This window comes from Autumnicola edwardsiae (genome assembly GCF_031846505.1).
GTDB classification, from domain to species: domain Bacteria; phylum Bacteroidota; class Bacteroidia; order Flavobacteriales; family Flavobacteriaceae; genus Autumnicola; species Autumnicola edwardsiae.
The window spans coordinates 1-20,578 of sequence record NZ_JAVRHP010000039.1 but is presented as its reverse complement, the minus strand read 5'-3'; the positions used below and the strand labels follow the sequence as shown (position 1 = coordinate 20,578).

Here is a 20,578-nt window from a genome sequence, read left to right as displayed (position 1 = left end):
GTTTTAATTATTATTGATTTCTAAACAACTGCTTTTTATATAAGAAGATTTTTCTTGATTCTTTTTTCTTGCAGCGCAGTGATCTTAATTCCTTTACAAGAGCTAAAGAGTTTTAATTAATAGGTTGTATCTTTGCACCGCTTTTAAAGCAGGCCAATTTTTAGACAAATCTTAGACAGGTTGCTGAAATTTTGAGACTTAAATAAAAGCAGATAAAAACTAAGTTGAGTATGAGGACGAAGTCGATCAAGAAGAACAGGATTAATGTAGTAACTCTTGGCTGTAGTAAAAATGTTTACGACAGCGAAGTGCTGATGGGGCAGTTGCGTGCCAATAAAAAGGACGTAGTGCACGAGGAAGAAGGAAATATTGTGGTGATTAATACCTGTGGTTTTATAGATAATGCCAAAGAGCAGTCGGTGAACACCATTCTTGAATTTGTAGAAAAGAAGGAGCAGGGAGAGGTAGATAAAGTCTTTGTAACCGGATGTTTGAGTGAGCGTTATAAACCCGACCTTCAAAATGAAATTCCTAATGTAGATCAGTATTTCGGGACTACAGAATTGCCAGGACTTTTAAAAGCTCTGGAAGCTGATTATAAGCATGAACTTATTGGTGAGCGATTGACTACAACGCCAAAAAATTACGCTTATTTAAAAATTGCTGAAGGTTGCGACCGGCCATGTTCTTTTTGTGCAATTCCGTTAATGCGCGGCGGCCACAAATCTACTCCTATAGAAAATCTTGTTACCGAAGCTAAAAATCTTGCAGCGCAGGGAGTAAAAGAGCTTATTCTTATCGCGCAGGACCTTACTTATTACGGACTCGATCTTTATAAAAAACGAAATTTAGCTGAACTTCTTGAAAACCTTGTTAAGGTTGAGGGAATTGAATGGATCCGTCTTCATTATGCGTTTCCTACCGGTTTCCCGATGGATGTTCTGGATGTTATGAAGCGGGAGCCTAAAATTTGCAATTATCTCGACATTCCTTTGCAACATATTTCTGATGATTTGCTGAAGTCGATGCGACGCGGAACAACTCATGAGAAAACCACAAATCTTCTGAAGGAATTCAGAAGCAGAGTTCCGGAAATGGCAATAAGAACAACGCTTATTGTAGGTTATCCAGGTGAAACTGAAGAACATTTTCAGGAGTTAAAAGAATGGGTAAAGGAGATGCGATTTGAACGGCTTGGCTGTTTTACCTATTCTCATGAAGAAAATACCCACGCCTATAATCTTGAAGACAATGTGCCGCAGGAAGTAAAGCAGCAACGTGCGAACGAAATTATGGAAATTCAGTCACAGATCTCCTGGGAACTGAATCAGCAAAAAATCGGTGAAACCTTCAAAGTAGTTATAGATCGTAAAGAAGGAAATTACTTTGTAGGTCGTACAGAATCTGATTCTCCAGATGTTGATAACGAAGTTTTAATCGACGCTTCTTCAGTCTACCTAAAAACCGCAGAATATTACGATGTAAAAATCACCGAGGCTGCCGACTTCGATTTATACGGAGAAGCAGTTAACGTAAAAGCTGAAAAACCTTCCAGAAAGGAAATTACGGTGAGGACCATTTAGAAATTTAGTAAAAAGTGAAATAATTATTATCTTGTTATTATCCTTGAACGAGATAACAATGAATAAAATAGAGAAACCCTACAATTTTTTTAGAAAAAACTATCATTATATTTTTGGTGGATTCTGGATTTTCGTTGGGGTAGTCTCTATTTTTCTACACGAAAGCATGCCTTTCTTTTTATATGTTCCATTGGGAATTCTTTATGCAGGCTATGCCTACTATTATGGAAATCGTACGGAAGAATATATTGCCTGGAACAAAGAAAAAGTTGTTATTAAGGAGAGAGACAAACTACCTCTTGAATATAATTATGAAGAGATTGATTCTTTAAAAATTTTCAACAATCATTTCACTATCAAATCTGGTGCTGCTAATGGTATAATATTGGAGTTAAAAGGCTATAAAGCAGAAGATATTGCAAAGCTGGAAAAAGCACTACTTTCCGTAAATCATAATAGCCTGAATATATCCAGCTAAATTTTTAGGTTAAGATAAGGACGATTTCAGGGCTTCTTTAATAAATAATTTCACCAAGAGTAGTTTTATTAGCGCAAATCTCCTGCAAGGTATTTTTACCTTGTAGGTCTAATCTGCGACATGAATAAGACCCACAGGGTTTTTAAGACCTTGCAGGTCAGTTCGCAAAATTTCTTATCTTGTATTTGTAAATGCCATATTATGCAGAAAATCCATGGGCAACTAAACTTCTTCAGAAGGTATTATAATCTGATTTTTGGAAGTTTCTGGATGATTTTTTCAATTTTATCTTTTCTTTTCGCCAGCGAGGAGCTATTTGTTTTTCTCTATTTAATTCCCGCAGTACTTTATTTCTTTTCTCATTTTTATTACAGAAACACGAACCGGATTTTTATTGCATGGAATAACGAGAAGATTATAGTGGCAGAGCATCTTCAATCAGAGAAGGAATATTTTTTGACAGAAATAGATTCACTTTCTGTCACGAACAGTCATTTTATTCTGAAATCTGGTGCGGCAAACGGTAGCATGATGGAGTTAAAGTATTTTGCTCAAGAAGATATTCAGCTTTTGCAATCTGAGTCTTTGGCGAGCAATTTTTCTAAAGTTTCTGCTTAAAAATGATGAAAAGTTAAGACTCTCCTGCAAGGTCTTTTCTGGTCCTTGTTGGTTTAAATGGGAATGCAAAAAAACCTACAAGGTTTGTAAAACCTTGCAGGATTTCCTCATTTCTGATTTTTTTATGAGGGGTCGCGATGCAGCTCCTGCAAGGTTTTTTTTTGACCTTGTAGGTTTTAGATTTGCACCTAAAAAAGACCTACAAGGTTTTTAAAACCTTGCAGGTCTGAAATCTAAGGACTTTCCACTCTCCACTTAAATTTTAAGCCACTGTAATTTTATCATTTAAATATACACTTTGTACGCTTTCCAGAATATCCACACCTTCTTTTAAAGGACGCTGAAAAGCTTTTCTTCCCATAATGAGTCCGCTACCGCCTGCACGTTTGTTGATAATTGCAGTTCTAACGGCCTCTTTATAATCTGATTCCCCTTTAGAGCCACCTCCGGAATTGATCAAGCCAATTTTTCCCATATAGCAATTAGCCACCTGAAGCCGGCAAAGATCAATTGGATGATCTGTGGTAAGGCTTTCGTACATTTCTTCGTCATATTTAGCGAAATCAACTTCCCGGAAACCGAAGTTATTGGTCGGTAGTTTCTGCTTAATTATATCAGCTTTTATAGTGACACCAATGTGGTTGGCCTGTCCGGTAAGATCGGCTGCACTGTGGTAGTCATCGCTATCGGTTTTAAATTCGCTGTTACGGGTATAGCACCAAAGGATAGTAGCCATTCCTAATTGGTGAGCTTCTTCAAAAGCTTCAGCAATTTCCTGTATTTGTCGGTTACTTTGTTTTGATCCAAAATAAATTGTCGCCCCTATGGCCGTTGCACCCAGGTTCCAGGCTTCTTTTACCGTTCCGTAGGAAATCTGGTCATACTTATTGGGGTAGGTAAGCAGTTCGTTGTGATTTATCTTTACCACAAATGGAATTTTATGAGCATACTTTCTGGAGTGGAGGGCAAGAGCACCAAAGGTGGATGCCACACCATTACAACCGGCTTCTACTGCCAGCTTCACGATATTTTCGGGATCAAAATAATCCTGATTTTTATAAAACGAAAATGCTGCGGAATGCTCGATTCCCTGATCGATAGGCAATATGTTGATATAACCCGTTCCGCCTAAATTCCCGTGGTTGTAGAGCTGAGCGAGATTTTTTAGTACCTGCGGACTCCTGTCGCTTTCCCTGAAATTATCTACGCTTTCCGGTCCCGGAATCTGTAGCCGCTCTTTCGGGATTTTTTTGCTAACATGATCCAGGTAGTAAGAAGTATCGTCCCCTAAAATTTCAGTGATTTCATTTATTTTTTTCATAGCTGTTCTAATTTGTAGTCGTGATTTATTTAGTTGTTTTTATATTCCGAAAGGATAAGTTTCTGGGGTGAGTTCCCCCTTTGGTTTAATTTTTAATGGATGTAAAGCTTCTGTCTTGTCAATAAACAGGAAAGCGTCATAACGATCAGACATCCGGGAGGGAACATAATTACCTCTTTCCCAGCCCGGGTCGTACACCACGCCAATGGCACGATGGCCAATTCTTTCTGCAAAAGCTTCTTTTAATTCGGGATGTTCATCAAAAATTATCAATTTATCGGTAGGATCAGTTTTGTGGAGTTGTCGTTCAAGGCTACCTTCAATCCCTTTCGGAACTTTCATCTTCTGCATGGGCGCTCCCCAGCTACTTCCGGCCATTACAGAACCCGAATAAGAGCCAAAACCTACCAGCACAACGCCTTCATCTTTATGCTGTTCCCGCACAAGCTGCCCTACGTTAAGGAGTCCGCTGGCGGCCATCCCGGTAGCGCGTGCGTCCCCCACGTGGGTATTGTGTTCCCAAACGATTACCTTGGCATCGGCATCATGATAATCCATTAAAGTATTTAGTGTTTCCACCATGTGGCGATCACGAACATTCCAGGAATCGTCGCCAAAACCTGCCATGGCTTCATAATATTTTTCGGCATTGGCCATCACCAAGGCATTAATTTCCGCATTTAAGTCGGCCTCTTCCTCTGTATCATAACTGTGGGCATTATACCGCACTTCTTTTAAAAGCTGTATTACTTCAGCTTTACAGCCCTCTTTGGCCGATTTAAATACAGATGCGTATGAATCACGCTCTTTATATGGTTCAAAACATCGAAAAGCATTTTTGGCAATTTTTGCAGTTTCAGGATCTTCTTTTTCGAGGTAATCCACAAGTATTTCCATAGAATCCCAAAGACTGTAAACGTCCAGGCCGTAGAAGCCAATCTTTTTACTATCTGTTAGTTTGCTGTTATAATTTTTTAACCAGTTTGCAAAAGCGGCAATTTCCCAATTTGCCCACATCCAGGTAGGCCAGCGGTTAAACTCCTTCAATACATCCTGAATTTTTTCTCCGGAATCAGGATAATTTTTTATCCATTTATTTATTTTATAACAATCTGGCCAGTCGCCTTCAACAGCAATAAAAGAGAAACCTTTTTCTTCTATAAGTCTCTTGGAGATCTGCGCCCGCCAGGTATAATATTCGTGGGTACCATGACTGGCCTCGCCCAGCAGCACATATTTGGAATCCCCAATCCTCTCCAGAAGAGGATCCAAATCTTCGGAATTTTGGAGGTTGTGGTAATACTTTTTTAAATCGGAATTATCGGTCTTCACAGAAATCATCGCACGTCATTTTTGGTTGTATACTGAAGTTAAGCAAATTAGAAGGGACTACCGGAATGAAGTATTATAAAAAAAGCATAAAAGCTAAGGATATTGATAGAAGATGCCCTGGGTAAAAGGAGTCCAGAGACAGGCTTTCATTCCGGCTTTTTTCAGCCCGTTATTTATCCAGGTGTTGCAGGTTTTAAAAGTATTTAGTGATCCTTTGGCATGGTAAAAGGCGTCACGGGAGTTGTAATGAAGGCCTGGCACCGGCTGAACACTTCCGTCTTTATCTACCTGAAAACTATGGAGGAAATATTCGACCAGGACAGCATATTGTTCTTTGCTAATCGACAAGGCAATGGTGTTTTCATCTTCTAATATCACCTCATGTAATTCCAGGTGCAATGCTGCCGGGGTTTCAAGAAAAAGGGAATTAAAAGCAGTTTTTAATGTGAGGTCCTCCCATTGAGGTGTGGTCCTGTAAAACTCCAGATCGCCCCATCCAAAACCAATGTACTGGTAATCGCGGGGAGAAGTATTAAAATGTTCTTTTTCTATTATTTTATTCCAGTCAATAACGCTGGACTGGATAGGAACCGCCAGATCTGTATGTGCGCCGTTGGTTATAAGGAACACCGGAATTTTCTTTTCCTTATTTGTCTCGTTTTTATTTACCGGAATCGTACTCCCAATTATTGCCAGTAACAGGTAAATAAAAAATGGTAGTAAAAAGAGCAAAATACCATTCCGCAGGTAATGTAGAAATTTCTTCATAGGAAAGAAATATTTTTTAGAGTAGAAATCTGATCTTTTCAGAACAATTAAAAGCTGTTGCTGTTTATCATTATGATTTTTTCCGGCGTTTCCTGTAATCTATAAAAATGTAAATTCCGTAAGCGACAATTCCGGCGCCACCAATCCAGTACATTCCATTTTCCAAAGTTGAAATATCTTCAGAAAAATATCCTATGGCTATAGATAGAGGGAACATCCCGCAGAAAGTAGCGAGCATGAATTTTTTGAAATTCATCTGAAGCATTCCTGCAATAAAACTGATGGAATCATTGGAGAGAAATGGCGAAATCCTGAAGAGGATTACAGATCCAAATGCATAATGGGAAATCCAAAAATCCATTTTTTTCAGTTTATCCTCACCAATAACGCCTTGTAAAGGCTTTTGTAATTTAATACCAATAAAATATCCTATGGCAGAGGCGAGCATTACCCCGGTAAGCGAGATAAGTATTCCCAGCCAGAGGCCGTATGCCATGACCGAAATGATTACCGGCAGCCAGGAAGGAAAGATGATAAGGAACATTTGCAGAATGATGAACAGAATAATGGCTATTGGCCCCCAGGCGCCAAATTCTTTGAAATAGGCATGGGTTTCTTCCTTATTACCCCTTAAAATCACCTTAACCGTCTCATCTATAAACTCCTGAAAAGCCGGAAATACGAAATAGCCGGCAACCAGGCAAAGAATTATAAAAGCCGAAAGGGTAAAAGAGGAATATTTTGAGAAATTGTTCAAATTTTTAAGAAGCTTCTGAATGTACTCCTAAAAGTAATGAAACTAATGATGTACGACGCTTCCATAAATAAAAATATGCCTGCAGGATCCAGTAATCTTAACTCGGGACGATATGCAATTGCTATAGCCTCAAAAAAGTGAGGGTTCAAAATTGTCAATTTTCGTACCTGAGTTTTTTAGTTGGTACTCACCAGGTACGTCTTGCCATTGCTAAGCGGGAATTATGATTTTTAAACTTACAGCGACAATGCAGCATTCTTAATTAAAAAATTACTCTGCAGATGGATTTATCAAAACCGGCTCTCCATAGCCAAGAGTTTCAAGTTTTTCAAGTTGTGTTTCAGCATCGCCAACGATGAGGTAATACATTTTATCGGGATCAATATATTTTTCAGCTAAATTTTTAATGTCCTGTACGGTCATTTCTTCCACCAGTTCTTCCCGTTGCTTAACATAGTTTTTGTCCAATTGATAGTTTTGGATATCGCTTAGCATTTCCAATTTGGAATCGAGAGTTTCAAATTTCCTGGCGTTGCTTTTTATCATATAACCTTTGGTGACTTCAAGGTCATTAGGGTCAAAATTTTCAGGATATTTCTCCAGTATTTCTTTTATTAGTAAAGCAGCTTCACTGGTAATATTGGTACGTACACCTGTAGAAATCATAAATGGCCCGGTACTTCGGTCCCCGTAAAATCCGGAACGGATTCCATAAGTGTAGCCTTTTCCTTCCCTTAGTTCCTGGGTGAGCTGAGAGGCAAAACTTCCGCCGCCAAGCCGGTAATTCATCACTTCTGCAGGATAATAATGCTCATCTGCTGCAGCCAGGGCAGGAGTCCCAAATCTAAAAACCGACTGTTTTGCACCGGGAACGTCGTAAAAATATACTTTTGCTTTCTCCGGTCTCTGAGGTTCTGGCAAGTCGGGAAAACGGAAATTCTTGACCGGCCAGTTTGCTCCAATGCCTTTAAGTGAAGTTATTACCTCCTCTTTTTCCAGGGCGCCCACTGCCATAAAGCCAGAGCTTAAAGGGGAGAGGTAAGAATTATAGTAGTTTTTTAGATCTTGAATAGTAATACTTTCTACGGAAGCTTTTGTGCCGAGATTATTATGGGAGAGGATGTTTTCTGACCCGTAAACCAGTTTTCTAAATTCATTGCTGGCAATACTATTTGGATTGGCTTCCATCTGCTGAATCCTGCTCAAAACCTCCTGTTTTGCCAGTTGAAATTCCTCCTCATCCCAGCGTGGCTCCAGGAGGATCTCTTTAACAAGCTCCATCGTTTCCTGATAATTTTTAGCCAGCGTACTTCCGCTTAACGTAATTTTCTCATCTTCCGCGGTCACATTAATATTAGAACCCAGCAGTTCTATGGCTTTTTCAAGTTCCTGCGGGGTTTTATTTTTTGTACCCTTGGTCATTAATTCCGCCAGAAGATTGGACACACCAACTTTGTCTGGACTTTCCAACATAAGGCCACCTCTCATTTCCAAAGCAAATTTTACAAGGGGGACTTCTGTATTTTTAATTCCGGAGACATTTAATCCGGAAGGTAAATTGGCTTCCCAAACTTCCGGCTCAATCAATTCAGGTTTTGCGCTGTAGGGAGGTTCGGTACTTCTGTCGAAAGAAGTTGGTGTTTTCTCGTACACCACATCTTCATCCAAATCGATGTCTTTTTCAGCTCCTTCAACAATTTGTTCTTCTACAACTTCAGCTTCTTCAGAACCTTCTAAGGCAAGTTCTGCCTGTCCCTTCGGAACAAAACTGGTCGCGACATAAGGTTTGTTCTTAATATATTTCTCGTAAACCCGCATCACATCTTCCGCAGTTACCGCCAGGATGTTTTCAACTTCCTTATTGATGTAATTAGGATCGTTTGCAAAAATTTCATACTGGGCCAGCTGAAAGCCTTTTCCCAAAACGCTTGAAATACTGTTATAGAAATTACTTTCCTGTCCTGCTTTTATTCTTTTCAGATCTTTCTGCGGAATACCTTCCTCTTCAAAATTCCTGAAGGTTCCTTCAATCGCAGCCTTAACAGCATCTAAGTCCTTGCCGTCATAAGCTCTTACCTGGAGCATAAGCTGCCCGGCCAGTTCTGAAGTGTAATTGAACATATCCACTCGTCCCGTATGTTGTTTTTCGTCTACAAGGTTTTGATAAAGCGGCGCATTTTTTCCGTCAGAAAGATAACTGGCGAGCAATTCTAAAGCATAAGAATCTTCGTGGTAAGAATAGACCGACGGCCATGCAATCGTAAGTTCCGGCAAATTAGCGAAATTATCTTCGTAATATAATTTCTTTGTTTCAGCTAACTTCACAGGTTGTTTTTCCTGCCTGTGCATCTCGTCCCCACGCGGAATTTCATCAAAATATTTGTGAACCCATTCTTTAGCTTGTGCTTTGTTAAAATCACCGGCAATAGTCAGCGTTACATTATTGGGAACATACCATTTGTTGTAGAAATCTTTTACGTCCTGCAAAGTCGCATTCTGAAGGTCTTCCAGAGAACCAATTACCTGCCAGTTATAAGGATGACTTTCAGGATATAGATTTTTGTCGATAACATACATGGTGTGGCCGTAAGGAGCATTGTCTACACGTTGCCTCTTTTCATTTTTCACAACCTCTTTTTCCTTCGCGAGTACGGGTTCAGTTACCGTATTTATAAAAAAACCGAGTTTATCTGCTTCTGCCCAGATCATTTTTTCAAGGGCATCATTGGGTACGGTCTGGAAATAATTCGTCCTGTCCCTGCTGGTAGAACCGTTTGCCCCGCTTCCTCCAATACGCGCACTCATTTTATCGAGTCCGCCTTTTCCAAGATTTTCAGATTCGAGGAAGAGCAAATGTTCAAAGAGATGGGCAAATCCTGTGCGGCCTTCTTTTTCCCTTGCAGAACCTACATGAGCGGTTAATGCCACGGCAACTACGGGATCAGATTCATCTATGTGCAAAATAACATTTAGTCCGTTTCTTAGGGTAAAAGTTTCAAAATCGACATTAAATTTTGATGATGCATTCTCCTGCGCCTGTACAGAAATAGTTCCGAAGATTAGGAGAAGAAAAAAAGTAAAAAATAAATTTGTAACGTTCATGTGGTATTAATCTTTAGTTTCAGCAGATGTTATCCTGCCACGAGATAGCTTACGTATGCAATATATAATCCTAATAATAAAATTCCTTCCCAGCGTTCCAGTTTCCTTCCTCTTCCTGTAAAAATAAAAATGAAAAGGAGCAAACCTGCTGCAATATTGACGAAAATATCAAAAAACGCACCATTATTAAGATGAAGTGGGGTGACTGTTGTGGAAACACCAAGGATAAGGAAAATATTAAAAATATTAGATCCCACTACATTTCCTATGGCAATATCTACGTTCTTTTTTCGTAACGCAATAACAGAGGTCGCAAGCTCCGGAAGGGAAGTTCCAACGGAAACCACGGTTAAACCGATAATTCTTTCTGAAAGTCCGATTACTTCTGCAATGCCTACTGCGCTGTCTACTATTAGCCGCCCGCCAATAATAAGTCCGGCGAGGCCAAGCACCATAAAAACAATGGCTTTTCCTGTGGAATAATCCTTCGTTTCCATTTCTTCCTCTTCCCCGCCTGCTTTTGCTACCGTGAGGTTGTACACCAGGAAAATCGCAAAGAATAGAAGCAAAATAATCCCTTCAGATCTCGAAATAATATTTTGCGCAGCTCCATCAAGAAAAACATCGGCAGCTACTACCAGGACGCAAACCGCCGCCAGAAGGCTTAAAGGAATTTCCAGCCAGGTGGTATTTGTTTTAACGGTTAAAGGATAAATTATGGAGGCAATACCCAAAATCCCCAGGATATTAAAAATATTACTTCCCAGTACGTTTCCCAAAACCATTTCGGTACTACCACTAACCGCAGCAAAAAGGTTCACCACCAGTTCCGGAGCAGAAGTCCCAAAAGCCACAATCGTTAATCCAATAACAATGTTTGGAATACCCATTTTAACGGCAACGCTGGATGCTGCATCTACTAATTTTGTCGCACCAAAAATAAGGGCTGCAAAGCCACAGGTTAAAAGAAGCAGGTTGATAAGCATTTCCGAAATTTTTGATAAATATATAACTCAGAAATGAATTGTGCTTTTTTATTTTGAAGCGTCTTTCAGAATATAACGGCAATTTTACTCGACTTAATTGTTTAGAAAAAAGAGCGAATTCACAAAGAAAAGTTTTCCGTTTTCCCAGAAAGATCTAAAAAGAGGATTATCCACTAAATAAATAATACTCCCGCTTCCCAGCCTTTCTTCTCCAAAAACAACAGAATTCTTCAGGTTCTTCTTCGCTTCACTTCCTGCAAAACCAGAAACGATTTCCGGATCCTGAATATATGCCACATTGTAGCCGTCTTCAAGCAAACTATAGCTGTCACTATTTAATTTTAAGCTGAAGTAGCTGTCACCATATCCAAATGCCATGGGGTGCGTATTGTCTACCTTTGTTTTCACAATACTTCCGGTAATCAGGTTTTTGATGCTTTCCCTTTCCCGCTGATTATAAGGAACAAGATTTCCTGTTTTTGTAGAATCCTCCGGTTTTTTTACTTCATTTTCATTTAACTGAAAATCATCTCTTCCACTAAAATATCCTGCCGCTTCGCCAATAGCAATTAATTTCCCTCCACCTCGAATCCATTCCGTAACATCTTTTAAAATAGCTTCAGTAAAGACATTTTTATAATAACCTTCCGGCATTATTAAGACATCAAACTGGGAGAGATTAATCCGCTCAAAGTAATCAGTATCAATCCTGGTAACCGGATAATTTAAATCCTGTTCAAAAAAGTGCCAGATTTCGCCGTAATTAAGAGAAGAAATATCTTCTCCTTTCAGAACTGCGATTCGCTCTGGGTTTACCAGTTTCACATCTGGCGATCCAAAGTCGGGGCCGCTGCCGGCAAAGCTGCTGTTAGCTGTAAGGAGTTGCCGGTTATACGTGTTGGCAATTTCTACCACTTTTTCATCAAAGTTTTCCGTGGTAAGGTTGTCGCTTTTAGTGATAATTAGGCTTCCGCGGTCAAACTGCCGTCCCTCACTTTCAAAAGGAACTTCTGAAAATCTTACACGGATATCTTCTTTCAAAAGTGCAGCCAAAAAGCGTGCATCCTGCATGCTGTTCCATTTCGAAATATATCCTGCTCCAGATGGATAGGCAGTATTTTCTACTTTATGTTCCGTTGAATTATTAGCAGTAGAAATACTGCGCGGGCTTGCAATTGCTTCCAGTCCGTAGGCATAAGGAATGCTCCAGGCGGTAATATCATAAGTAAGGGAATCTACAAGTTTGGTGTCCGGTTCAAAAAGGACTTTTACCATTTTTCCCTTTGGTTGGTTGCTGCTTACCACCAAAGTTTCTTCTGTAGCATTAAAAGTTTCATTTTGCCAACTGCTGTAGTTGTAACCTTTAATTCGTTGATTTTCAGCATAGCCATATTTTATTTCGTGCCGGTCTAAAAGTTGTTTAACTGCAGCGATTTTATCAGTATTTCCGCTAAGGGCATAGCTTTGATATTCAAAATCTTTATTGTTACTGAAGAATTTTTTAAACTCATTATTCAGTTCCTGAATATTTTGAGAAGCCACTTCAATGGTAGAAATTCCGGTAGTAAAATGGTGGGCAATTCGGTCTTTTAGTGTCAGGATTTCTCCTTCGTCTGTTTCTATTCCCAATCCCGCCCGGCCATGTCCTGCCTGTTCAAAGGTCATCCCAATCGCGCCAAGGTATGTGGGATAAGTGTCACCGTAACTGGGATAGAGAAGATCGAAACGTTCTTTTGTGAAAAAGAGCCAGCCTTCTTCATCAAAATATGCAGCATTGTTTTTGCCAATTTTCGTCTGAAATTCCCGCTGAAAAGGAGTGATCACCTCATGAAAAGGCTCGGCAGCAGGCGCGAAATAATAAGGATCATTTATTCCCTGCTCATGAAAATCTACATGAATATGCGGCATCCACTGGTTATAAATTTTTAGCCGCTGCCTGGTTTCCTTTTGCGTTGCCCATGCCCAATCGCGGTTAAGATCAAATAAATAATGATTTGGCCGCCCACCGGGCCAGGGTTCATGATGTTCTGTAGCTGCCTGCGCCGTATTAAAAGGTGTGGCTTTTACCTGGTTGTACCAGTTTACATAACGGTCACGGCCATCTGGGTTTACAGAAGGATCGATGATAACTACAGAATTTTCCAGCAAATCTGTATTTTCAGTAATTAAAGAATACAGCGTAACCATTGCAGCTTCGGTACTGGAAGCCTCATTGCCGTGCACATTATAGCTTAGCCAGACAATGGCTTTTTGATTATTCGTATTATTTTGTCCATTTAAAAGACCTGCGTTCTTCAAATGATTTTTTCTGATGCTTTCCAGGTTATTTAGATTTTCTTCAGAAGAAATTATCGCATAGGTCAATGCGCGACGCTCGTAGGTTTCGCCGTAGGTATGGTACTGCACAAGCGACGAATTTTCAGCAACATGTTCGAAATAATTTATTACATCGGCATGCCTGGAAAATTGCTCGCCGGGCTCATAGCCAAGAAAATCTTCGGGAGATTGCTGGGCGTTTAAAACCTGAAAATTTATGGAAAGAAAAACGAATAGTGAAAATAGGTACTTCATTTAAAAGAAGATCTGGTTAAATTTTGGGTAAAGATACTGCAGGTGATGAAATTGACGGAATCTGTTCAGCATTAAAATTAGAATTCAGACATTAAAGTAAGTTTCTGTTGTTAATAATATCCTAAAAAGAGGAGAATTTACATTAGTGTTCAAAACACCTTATCTTTACAAAAAATTGATTCCAGCGCATGCCATCAGAATGTATTTCCTATTCCGAAACTAATTATTTTACCAATTTAATTTTGGATTATCTGGCTCAGAAACCAGAGGTGCAGAAATTTTATAACCGATACCCCAAAATTGGCAATTTTCGGGACCAGATTGAGGAGAAGAAAGCTTCTTTTTCTTCAGAAAAGCGGCAGGTTTTGGTGAAGGTGCTGGAAAAGCAGTACGATAATGTGGAAATTTCGGGTGCCACCGCAGAGAATATAAAATCCCTGGGAGACGACAATACTTTTACTGTTACAACCGGGCATCAGCTGAATCTATTTTCGGGTCCGCTGTACTTTCTCTATAAAATTGTTTCTACCATAAATCTTACAACAATCCTGAAGGAAAAGCATCCGGAATATAACTTTGTTCCTGTTTACTGGATGGCGACTGAAGACCATGATTTTGAGGAAATCAATTTCTTTAATCTGAAAGGTAAAAAGTTTAAATGGAACAATGCCGATAAAAAAGCCGGTAAAACTGCTGTTGGTTTTTTAAATACCGAAGGACTTCAGGAAGTATTCAATCTCTTTTCTGCAGAAATAGGAGTTGGGAAAGATGCATCATTTCTGAAAAATTTATTCGAAAAAGCTTATTTGGAGCATGATAATTTAACTGAAGCTACCCGTTATTTAGCAAATGAACTTTTTAAAGACTACGGGCTCGTAATCCTGGATGCCCAGGAGAAAGAATTGAAGAAACAATTTATTCCTTACGCAAAAAATGAACTTTTGGAGCAGGTTTCTCATAAATCTACTTCAAAAGGCCTGGGAGAGCTTAGTAATTTAGGATATAATGTTCAGGTTAGTCCGCGGGAAATCAATCTGTTTTATTTAACTGAAGATTTTCGGGAAAGAATTATAGAACGGGAAGGAAATTATTTTGTTCATGACAGGGAGAATATTAAATGGAGCCGCGAAGAAATTTTGAGAGAACTGGATGAAAATCCGGAGCGTTTTAGTCCCAATGTGGTGATGCGCCCTTTGTATGAAGAAGTGATTTTGCCAAACCTCTGCTATATTGGTGGTGGCGGGGAACTTTCGTACTGGCTGGAGCTGAAGGACTATTTTAAAGCCGAAAATGTGCCTTTTCCGATGTTGCTTTTGAGAAATTCAGCTTTAATACAAACTGAAAAGCAACGGGAAAAACGTGAGAAATTAGACATTTCAAAGAAAGAACTTTTCCTGAAGCAGCACGAGCTTATTAATAGGAAGGTGCGAAAAATATCCAATATCGATATAGATTTTTCACCGCAAAAAGAGCAGCTTGTGCAGCAGTTTCAGCAAATGTATGATTTAGCTGAAAAAACTGATAAAACTTTTCTGGGAGCTGTAAAAGCGCAGGAAGTAAAACAGTTAAAAGGCCTGGAAAACCTGGAAAAACGACTGCTGAAGGCTCAGAAACGCAAACTAAAGGATGAAGTGACCCGAATTGCTAATCTTCAGAATGCGTTATTTCCCAACGGCGCTTTACAGGAGCGGCAAACAAATTTTTCAGAATTTTACGCTGAATTTGGTGAACAACTTATCCCTGCTCTCGTTGAATATTTAAACCCTTTAGAAGAGAACTTTAAAATTCTGACTTTTAGACAAGACTAAGATTAAAACAGTCAGGGTCTGAAAAAGCCAATTTTCAAATAACAGTACCACCAAAGTTTAAAATGGCATGCAGGTTAAAATGGATTTCATCATTTCTTCAGAAGTAAGAAAAACTTTCTTCAGGGATTTGGGGCTCCTTTTACATGTACCTGCATTTTTAGTTATTCCCAGCCTTCTTGTTATATTATATTTTGAAGAGTATTTTGCACTTCCTTCGTTTTTAGGAATGGCATTTCTAAGCCTCGCGGCAGGCCAGATATTGTACAGGGTTTTCAAGAATAGCAGAAAAAGCCAACCCCGCATTACCCTTATAATGGTAGCACTTGCCTGGTTTATAATTCCGCTTTTTGGGAGTATTCCTTTTTATTTTATAGGATCTATGGAGACGGGGTTAGTAGGAAACGCTACCAACTTATCAGATTTTCCCAGCGCTTTTTTTGAATCTATGTCCGGGTTTACAAGCACCGGCCTTTCTATGTTAGATCATCCCGAAACCATTCCGCACAGCCTGCAATGGTTGCGATCCTTAAGTGAATGGCTTGGAGGGATGGGAATCATCCTACTGGTAGTGGGTTTCTTCAATTTTAGTAGTGAAATGAATACGCTTTACCAGGCAGAAGCCATGAACTGGACTATTGGCGATTCAAAACTGGAAGAGACCATACATAGAATATGGCAAATTTATCTGGCGCTTACTATTGTGGCTATAATTGCTTTTTATTCTGCGGGCATGCCGGGTTGGGAAGCTATTAATCATGGATTAACCGGAATTTCCACCGGAGGATTCACGATGACGCCAGATAGCTTTATTTCTTATAATCCTTCGATAAAATGGGTAGGTATAATTGTGATGATCATTGCAGCGCTAAGTTTCCAGATCCATTATCTTTTTTTTATTAAAAGAGATTTCAGAAGAATAATAAGGTTAAGTGAATTCAAAGTATTTTCAGCAATCATAATAGTTTTAATGGTAGTGGTACATATCCTTAATCCTTCAGAAGATGTGGTGAACAATGTTTTTCAGACTGCTTCGGCTTTGGGTACATGCGGTTTTAATTCTGTTGAAACCGCAAATATGCCTTTGTCAATCCTCTTCCTGTTTGTAGTAGCCATGACTTTTGGAGGTAATGCTACTTCTACAACAGGAGGATTAAAGACCAGAAGGATTATTTGGGTCTTTAAGGGGATTGTGAAAAATTTACCTGATTCTGGAAAAAAAGAAGAAAATAAGAGCTCGGTCTACTTAAATGGAAAGGAAATAAAAGATAAGGTAGCAAGGAAACAAATTAAAAGTGCGGCTAATCTTTTTGTGCTCTGGACCACGTCCTTAATTGTTGGATCTTTTCTTATTATCCTTTCAGAAGGAGATAAATACTTGTTGCACCAGATACTTTTTGATGTAAGTTCTGCTTTAAATAATGTAGGCCTTAGCGCAGGTGTTAATGAAAATGAGATGACCGGTTTTTCAAAAATCGTGTTTATATGCTTAATGTGGATAGGGAGACTGGAGATTTTTTCGTGTATAGTGCTTATTTACTCCTTTTTTATTTCCGGGCACTTTAATAAAAACTAACGCTATTAACAAAGAGGATAGACAAGAGATTAGGCTTTAGAATTTTGCCGCTTCCGGTTATTTTCAAGAACGGGACGTACGTTTTTCACTTTGAAATAAAATTCTGTTTCGAATGAAGTGGAAAAATTTAAAAATGACGAGAATAATTACTATGTTTTTAAACTGAAACAAATATAAAATACAGATTTGGAAAAAAATAAAATGCATACCATAGATATGGATTTGGTGGAGATGACGCTGGATGTCATGAAATATACCATAGACCGTATCTCTAATATTACTCCCGGCATGGGAGCACCTAAAAAAGAAGAGGAATTATTCAGGCTCGTTGGTAAAACCATTACCCCTGAAGGAATTGGAGGTGAAAATGCTTTTAAGCTCTTTCGGGATGTGCTGGTTAAAGCCACCGTTCCCATAGACCATCCGCGGCATTTGGCTTTTGTCCCGGCAGCACCTACCAGGGCGGCAATTATGTTCGATTTGGTAACTTCGGCTTCCAGCATTCACGGCGCTTACTGGATGGAAGGTGCCGGCGGAATTTTTTGTGAAAACCAGGCGATGAAGTGGCTGGTTTCACTTACCGGCCTGCCCGATGGTGCTTTTGGTGTATTTACCAGTGGCGGAACTGCTGCAAACCTTTCGGCAATGGTCGCTGCCCGGGAAGAATGGCGGGCCCGGAATTCAGATAATGTCGGAGTTAAAGCTTTGATGCTTACTTCCCATGGAGCACACAGTTCTATCCAGGCAATGGCCAAGGTAATAGATGCCGATGTGGTGATGATCGATATTGAAGAGGAAAAACTCACGGGCAGGGAACTTCAAAATGCGATTGATGAACTTGAAGAGAAAGACAGAAAACGCCTCTTTTCGGTTGTGGCTACAGGCGGTACCACAAACGCCGGCATTATAGATGAGCTGGATACGATTGCAGATGTTTGCGAAAAGGAAGATGTTTGGTTTCATGTAGATTGCGCTTATGGAGGAGGAGCTCTTGCGGCAACATCTGTGCGGCATTTATTCAATGGAATTGAGTGGGCAGACAGTATTACGATCGATCCTCATAAATGGCTGTTTTCGCCTTATGATTGTGGCGCGGTGATTTACAGAAATCTGGATTTGGCCAAAAAAGCACATGCGCAGGAAGGTTCTTACCTGGAAATTTTTCAGGATGAAGGAGCGCAGGGATTTAATCCGGCAGATTATCAGATTCAGCTAACCAGGAGGGTGAGAGGAATGCCATTGTGGTTTTCCCTCGCGATGCACGGCACAGACAAGTACAGGCAGGCAATAGAACGAGGAATCGAGCTTGCGCAGATAGCGGCAAAGAAGATTGAAAAACGGAAAAACCTGGAAATGGTGAGGCCAACCAGTCTTTCTGTAGTTTTATTCCGAAGAAAAAACTGGTCTCCGGAAGAATATAAAGAGTGGACGTACAGCAATCATCGTAACGGTTTTGCACTGGTGACACCAACAAAATGGAAGAAAGAGACCGTTGCCCGCTTCTGCTTTATCAATCCCGATACTACGGAAGAAGATATCGACCAGATTTTGGATACGATGGAATAGGTTAAAGATTCAGCGTCTTTTCATAAAAAAATAAAGATTTTTACTGAAGGTGAGAACAGAGCAGGTCGATAATTGCCAATTTTCGGGCTGCTCTGTTTTTTACTATGTAGTATATTTTTGGCAGACTTATTCTATTCCAATTCTTGCATTGTCTATAATCTCTTTGGGATAGTCATACAGATCTAAAATCTTAATCGCATTTCCGCTTTTTGGCTTTCCTGGTTTAATTTTGTAATCAAAAAGTAACTTCTCATTTTCTATGGTTTCTGAAAAATGATACAGTTCAAAATTTTTCTTCTTTAGTAAATCGGTTAATTCCAGATCATGAGTAGATACCATTACAATATGATTCTTTTTGTTTAGGTAGGATAATATAGATTTTCCTGCTGCAAGTCTTTCAGCGGTGTTAGTTCCTTTAAAAAGTTCATCAATTACAAATAAGCAAAAGTCATCCTTTTTAGATACTTCAATTAACTCTTTTATTCTTACAACTTCTTCTAAATAGTAGCTTGTATTATTAATTAGATCGTCTGAAATTCTAATAGTCGAATAGATTTTAAAAAACGGAATTTCAAATTTTGAAGCAAAACAAATATTTACTGTCTGGCCCAGGATGGCATTTACACTAAACGTTCTTATAAAAGTTGTTTTACCAGACATGTTTGATCCCGTCAAAAGCAAACTTTTGTTTACTAAATTTAAATTATTGCGGGTGCAGTCTTTAATAAGTGGATGGTAAAGACCTTCTGAAAAAACTTCTTTTTTATCTACGAATGTAGGATTACAAAGATTTTTTTCGCTGTTTAGTATGGAAGCACAAGATATTGCGGAGTCAATTTCACCAATAAATAAGAAGAGGCTTTTGATGTCTTCTTTTTTATTTTCCAAAGAATTCTGAAAATTGTAAAAAAGAATGGGCTCTAAATTGAATGTAATTTTTATAATTTCTGAAATGAACCAGAATAGAAGTGCATATTCATTATCCACTTTTCTCTCCCACTCAAGAAATCTTGTACTTGATAATATGGATTTCACTTTTTTTAAAAAACTTAAATCCTTATAAAAGGATCTGATTTCTTCAGATGAGCTCAAATTATTAGCGACTTTATAACTCGTTGCCAATTGCCCAACGCCGTTTAAATAATATTCAATTGAAGACTTATTTTTATAATGAAAAACAAGATTTACAAAGAAAATTGGTATTAATAGAATAAACCACGCTGGATTAAAAAAGCTTAAGACTATAGATAAAATCGCAGCTGTGGATAATGAACGATACAGCCATATTTTATTTGATTTTTTAATTTTTTTTGACCGGAATATTTCTTCTAAATAGTAAGCTTTGGCAGATGATAAACTTGAAAGTTCTAACTGGCTTTTAATTCTTAATTCCTTGTTTGAAGTAAATATTTTAGTGAGATCTGCAAAACGATTTAAGCCAGGAATATCTGTTATTGTTCGTAATTTATAATAAAGATATTGCTGACCAATTCTGGAAGTAGTTCTATCCAGAAATTTAAAAATATCATCGAAATCTAAATCGGACCAGGTATTATAAGATATTGTTTGGAAAACATCTGTGGAAATAATGTGATTTCTGAAAAACTGATTAATTAAATCGAAATTATAGTACTTCTCCTTTTTAGGCTTTCCCCAATTCTGGATTAAATTATTTCGCCTGATTTTTACTTTTCGATTTTTTAATTTGAAATCGATAAGGTACACTACAATTAAGGTTAGGATAAATCCCAGGATCCAATTCATAAAAAAGAGAATATGTTTAAAGTTATAACATTTTCAGTGGAAAAGAGGTGTCAACATAGCTATTAGAAAGAAGTCAAGGTTGAAAATTACCTATTTTCAACCTTGACTTCTTGCAATCCTTGTTCTGGATGTGGTGTTAAAGAAGCAGATAGCGGTCTATCTAGCCTTCTCCGTATTTTCTGAATTTTCCGGTGATTAGTAATGCAATTCCCAGGCCGACAGCAAAACCAGAAATCCATGAGTAATTTGCTTCAACCAAAAAGTGGGCAGTTATACCTAGTGCGAGTAATCCTAATCCTATTATTCTGATTTTATTCATTGTTTCTGTTTATTTAGGTGATCCTTTTAGGT

General features: G+C 38.8%; 15 protein-coding genes. 6 read left to right on the top strand and 9 right to left on the bottom strand.

Features of this window, described 5'->3' with window-relative positions; translation table 11 throughout:
- Positions 1-230 precede the first annotated feature (230 nt).
- The 3 genes from rimO (at position 231) to RM529_RS09140 (ending at position 2,679) form a co-directional block, all read left to right on the top strand.
- Positions 231-1,583, top strand: a complete 1,353-nt coding sequence (rimO, locus tag RM529_RS09150) for a 30S ribosomal protein S12 methylthiotransferase RimO (RefSeq protein WP_311484491.1) — start codon at positions 231-233, stop codon at positions 1,581-1,583.
- Positions 1,584-1,641: 58 nt separating this feature from the next.
- Positions 1,642-2,061, top strand: a complete 420-nt coding sequence (locus tag RM529_RS09145; protein ID WP_311484490.1) for a hypothetical protein — start codon at positions 1,642-1,644, stop codon at positions 2,059-2,061.
- Positions 2,062-2,262: 201 nt separating this feature from the next.
- On the top strand, positions 2,263-2,679 hold the full coding sequence (locus tag RM529_RS09140; protein WP_311484489.1) for a hypothetical protein: 417 nt from the start codon (positions 2,263-2,265) through the stop codon (positions 2,677-2,679).
- A gap of 262 nt (positions 2,680-2,941) precedes the next feature.
- Here RM529_RS09140 and RM529_RS09135 read toward each other — a convergent pair whose 3' ends face one another.
- The 7 genes from RM529_RS09135 to RM529_RS09105 all read right to left on the bottom strand — a co-directional run bounded on the left by RM529_RS09135 (position 2,942) and on the right by RM529_RS09105 (position 13,516).
- Positions 2,942-4,000, bottom strand: a complete 1,059-nt coding sequence (locus RM529_RS09135; RefSeq protein WP_311484488.1) for a class I fructose-bisphosphate aldolase — start codon at positions 3,998-4,000, stop codon at positions 2,942-2,944.
- A gap of 39 nt (positions 4,001-4,039) precedes the next feature.
- A complete protein-coding gene (locus RM529_RS09130) occupies positions 4,040-5,341 on the bottom strand; it encodes an erythromycin esterase family protein (RefSeq protein ID WP_311484487.1) in 1,302 nt (433 codons plus the stop codon).
- A gap of 84 nt (positions 5,342-5,425) precedes the next feature.
- Positions 5,426-6,100 (bottom strand): TIGR02117 family protein, encoded by a 675-nt coding sequence (locus tag RM529_RS09125; protein ID WP_311484486.1) that lies wholly within the window; start codon positions 6,098-6,100, stop codon positions 5,426-5,428.
- Between the two features lie 70 nt (positions 6,101-6,170).
- Positions 6,171-6,857 carry a TVP38/TMEM64 family protein gene (locus RM529_RS09120; RefSeq protein WP_311484485.1) on the bottom strand — a complete coding sequence of 229 codons (687 nt, stop codon included), beginning with the start codon at positions 6,855-6,857 and terminating at the stop codon, positions 6,171-6,173.
- Between the two features lie 270 nt (positions 6,858-7,127).
- Complete coding sequence (locus tag RM529_RS09115) at positions 7,128-9,959, bottom strand: M16 family metallopeptidase (RefSeq protein ID WP_311484484.1); 2,832 nt, start codon at positions 9,957-9,959, stop codon at positions 7,128-7,130.
- Positions 9,960-9,988: 29 nt separating this feature from the next.
- Complete coding sequence (locus RM529_RS09110) at positions 9,989-10,945, bottom strand: calcium/sodium antiporter (protein WP_311484483.1); 957 nt, start codon at positions 10,943-10,945, stop codon at positions 9,989-9,991.
- 93 nt (positions 10,946-11,038) lie between these two features.
- Entirely contained in the window at positions 11,039-13,516 is a 2,478-nt protein-coding gene (locus RM529_RS09105; protein WP_311484482.1) for a M14 family metallopeptidase, read from the bottom strand.
- A gap of 188 nt (positions 13,517-13,704) precedes the next feature.
- On the opposite strand from RM529_RS09105, the gene bshC reads away from it, so the two are divergent.
- From bshC to RM529_RS09090, 3 genes are all read left to right on the top strand, one after another.
- The gene (bshC, locus tag RM529_RS09100; RefSeq protein ID WP_311484481.1) at positions 13,705-15,324 is read left to right on the top strand and encodes a bacillithiol biosynthesis cysteine-adding enzyme BshC; all 1,620 of its coding nucleotides are present in this window, start codon (positions 13,705-13,707) and stop codon (positions 15,322-15,324) included.
- 67 nt (positions 15,325-15,391) lie between these two features.
- The gene (locus RM529_RS09095) at positions 15,392-16,897 is read left to right on the top strand and encodes a TrkH family potassium uptake protein (protein WP_311484480.1); all 1,506 of its coding nucleotides are present in this window, start codon (positions 15,392-15,394) and stop codon (positions 16,895-16,897) included.
- Positions 16,898-17,098: 201 nt separating this feature from the next.
- Positions 17,099-18,463 (top strand): pyridoxal phosphate-dependent decarboxylase family protein, encoded by a 1,365-nt coding sequence (locus RM529_RS09090; protein WP_311484504.1) that lies wholly within the window; start codon positions 17,099-17,101, stop codon positions 18,461-18,463.
- Between the two features lie 126 nt (positions 18,464-18,589).
- Here the strand turns inward: RM529_RS09090 and RM529_RS09085 are convergent, their stop codons facing one another.
- The gene (locus RM529_RS09085) at positions 18,590-19,351 is read right to left on the bottom strand and encodes a MutS-related protein (protein WP_311484479.1); all 762 of its coding nucleotides are present in this window, start codon (positions 19,349-19,351) and stop codon (positions 18,590-18,592) included.
- A 1,036-nt stretch (positions 19,352-20,387) separates the two neighbouring features.
- The gene (locus RM529_RS09080; protein WP_311484478.1) at positions 20,388-20,546 is read right to left on the bottom strand and encodes a hypothetical protein; all 159 of its coding nucleotides are present in this window, start codon (positions 20,544-20,546) and stop codon (positions 20,388-20,390) included.
- Positions 20,547-20,578: the final 32 nt, after the last annotated feature.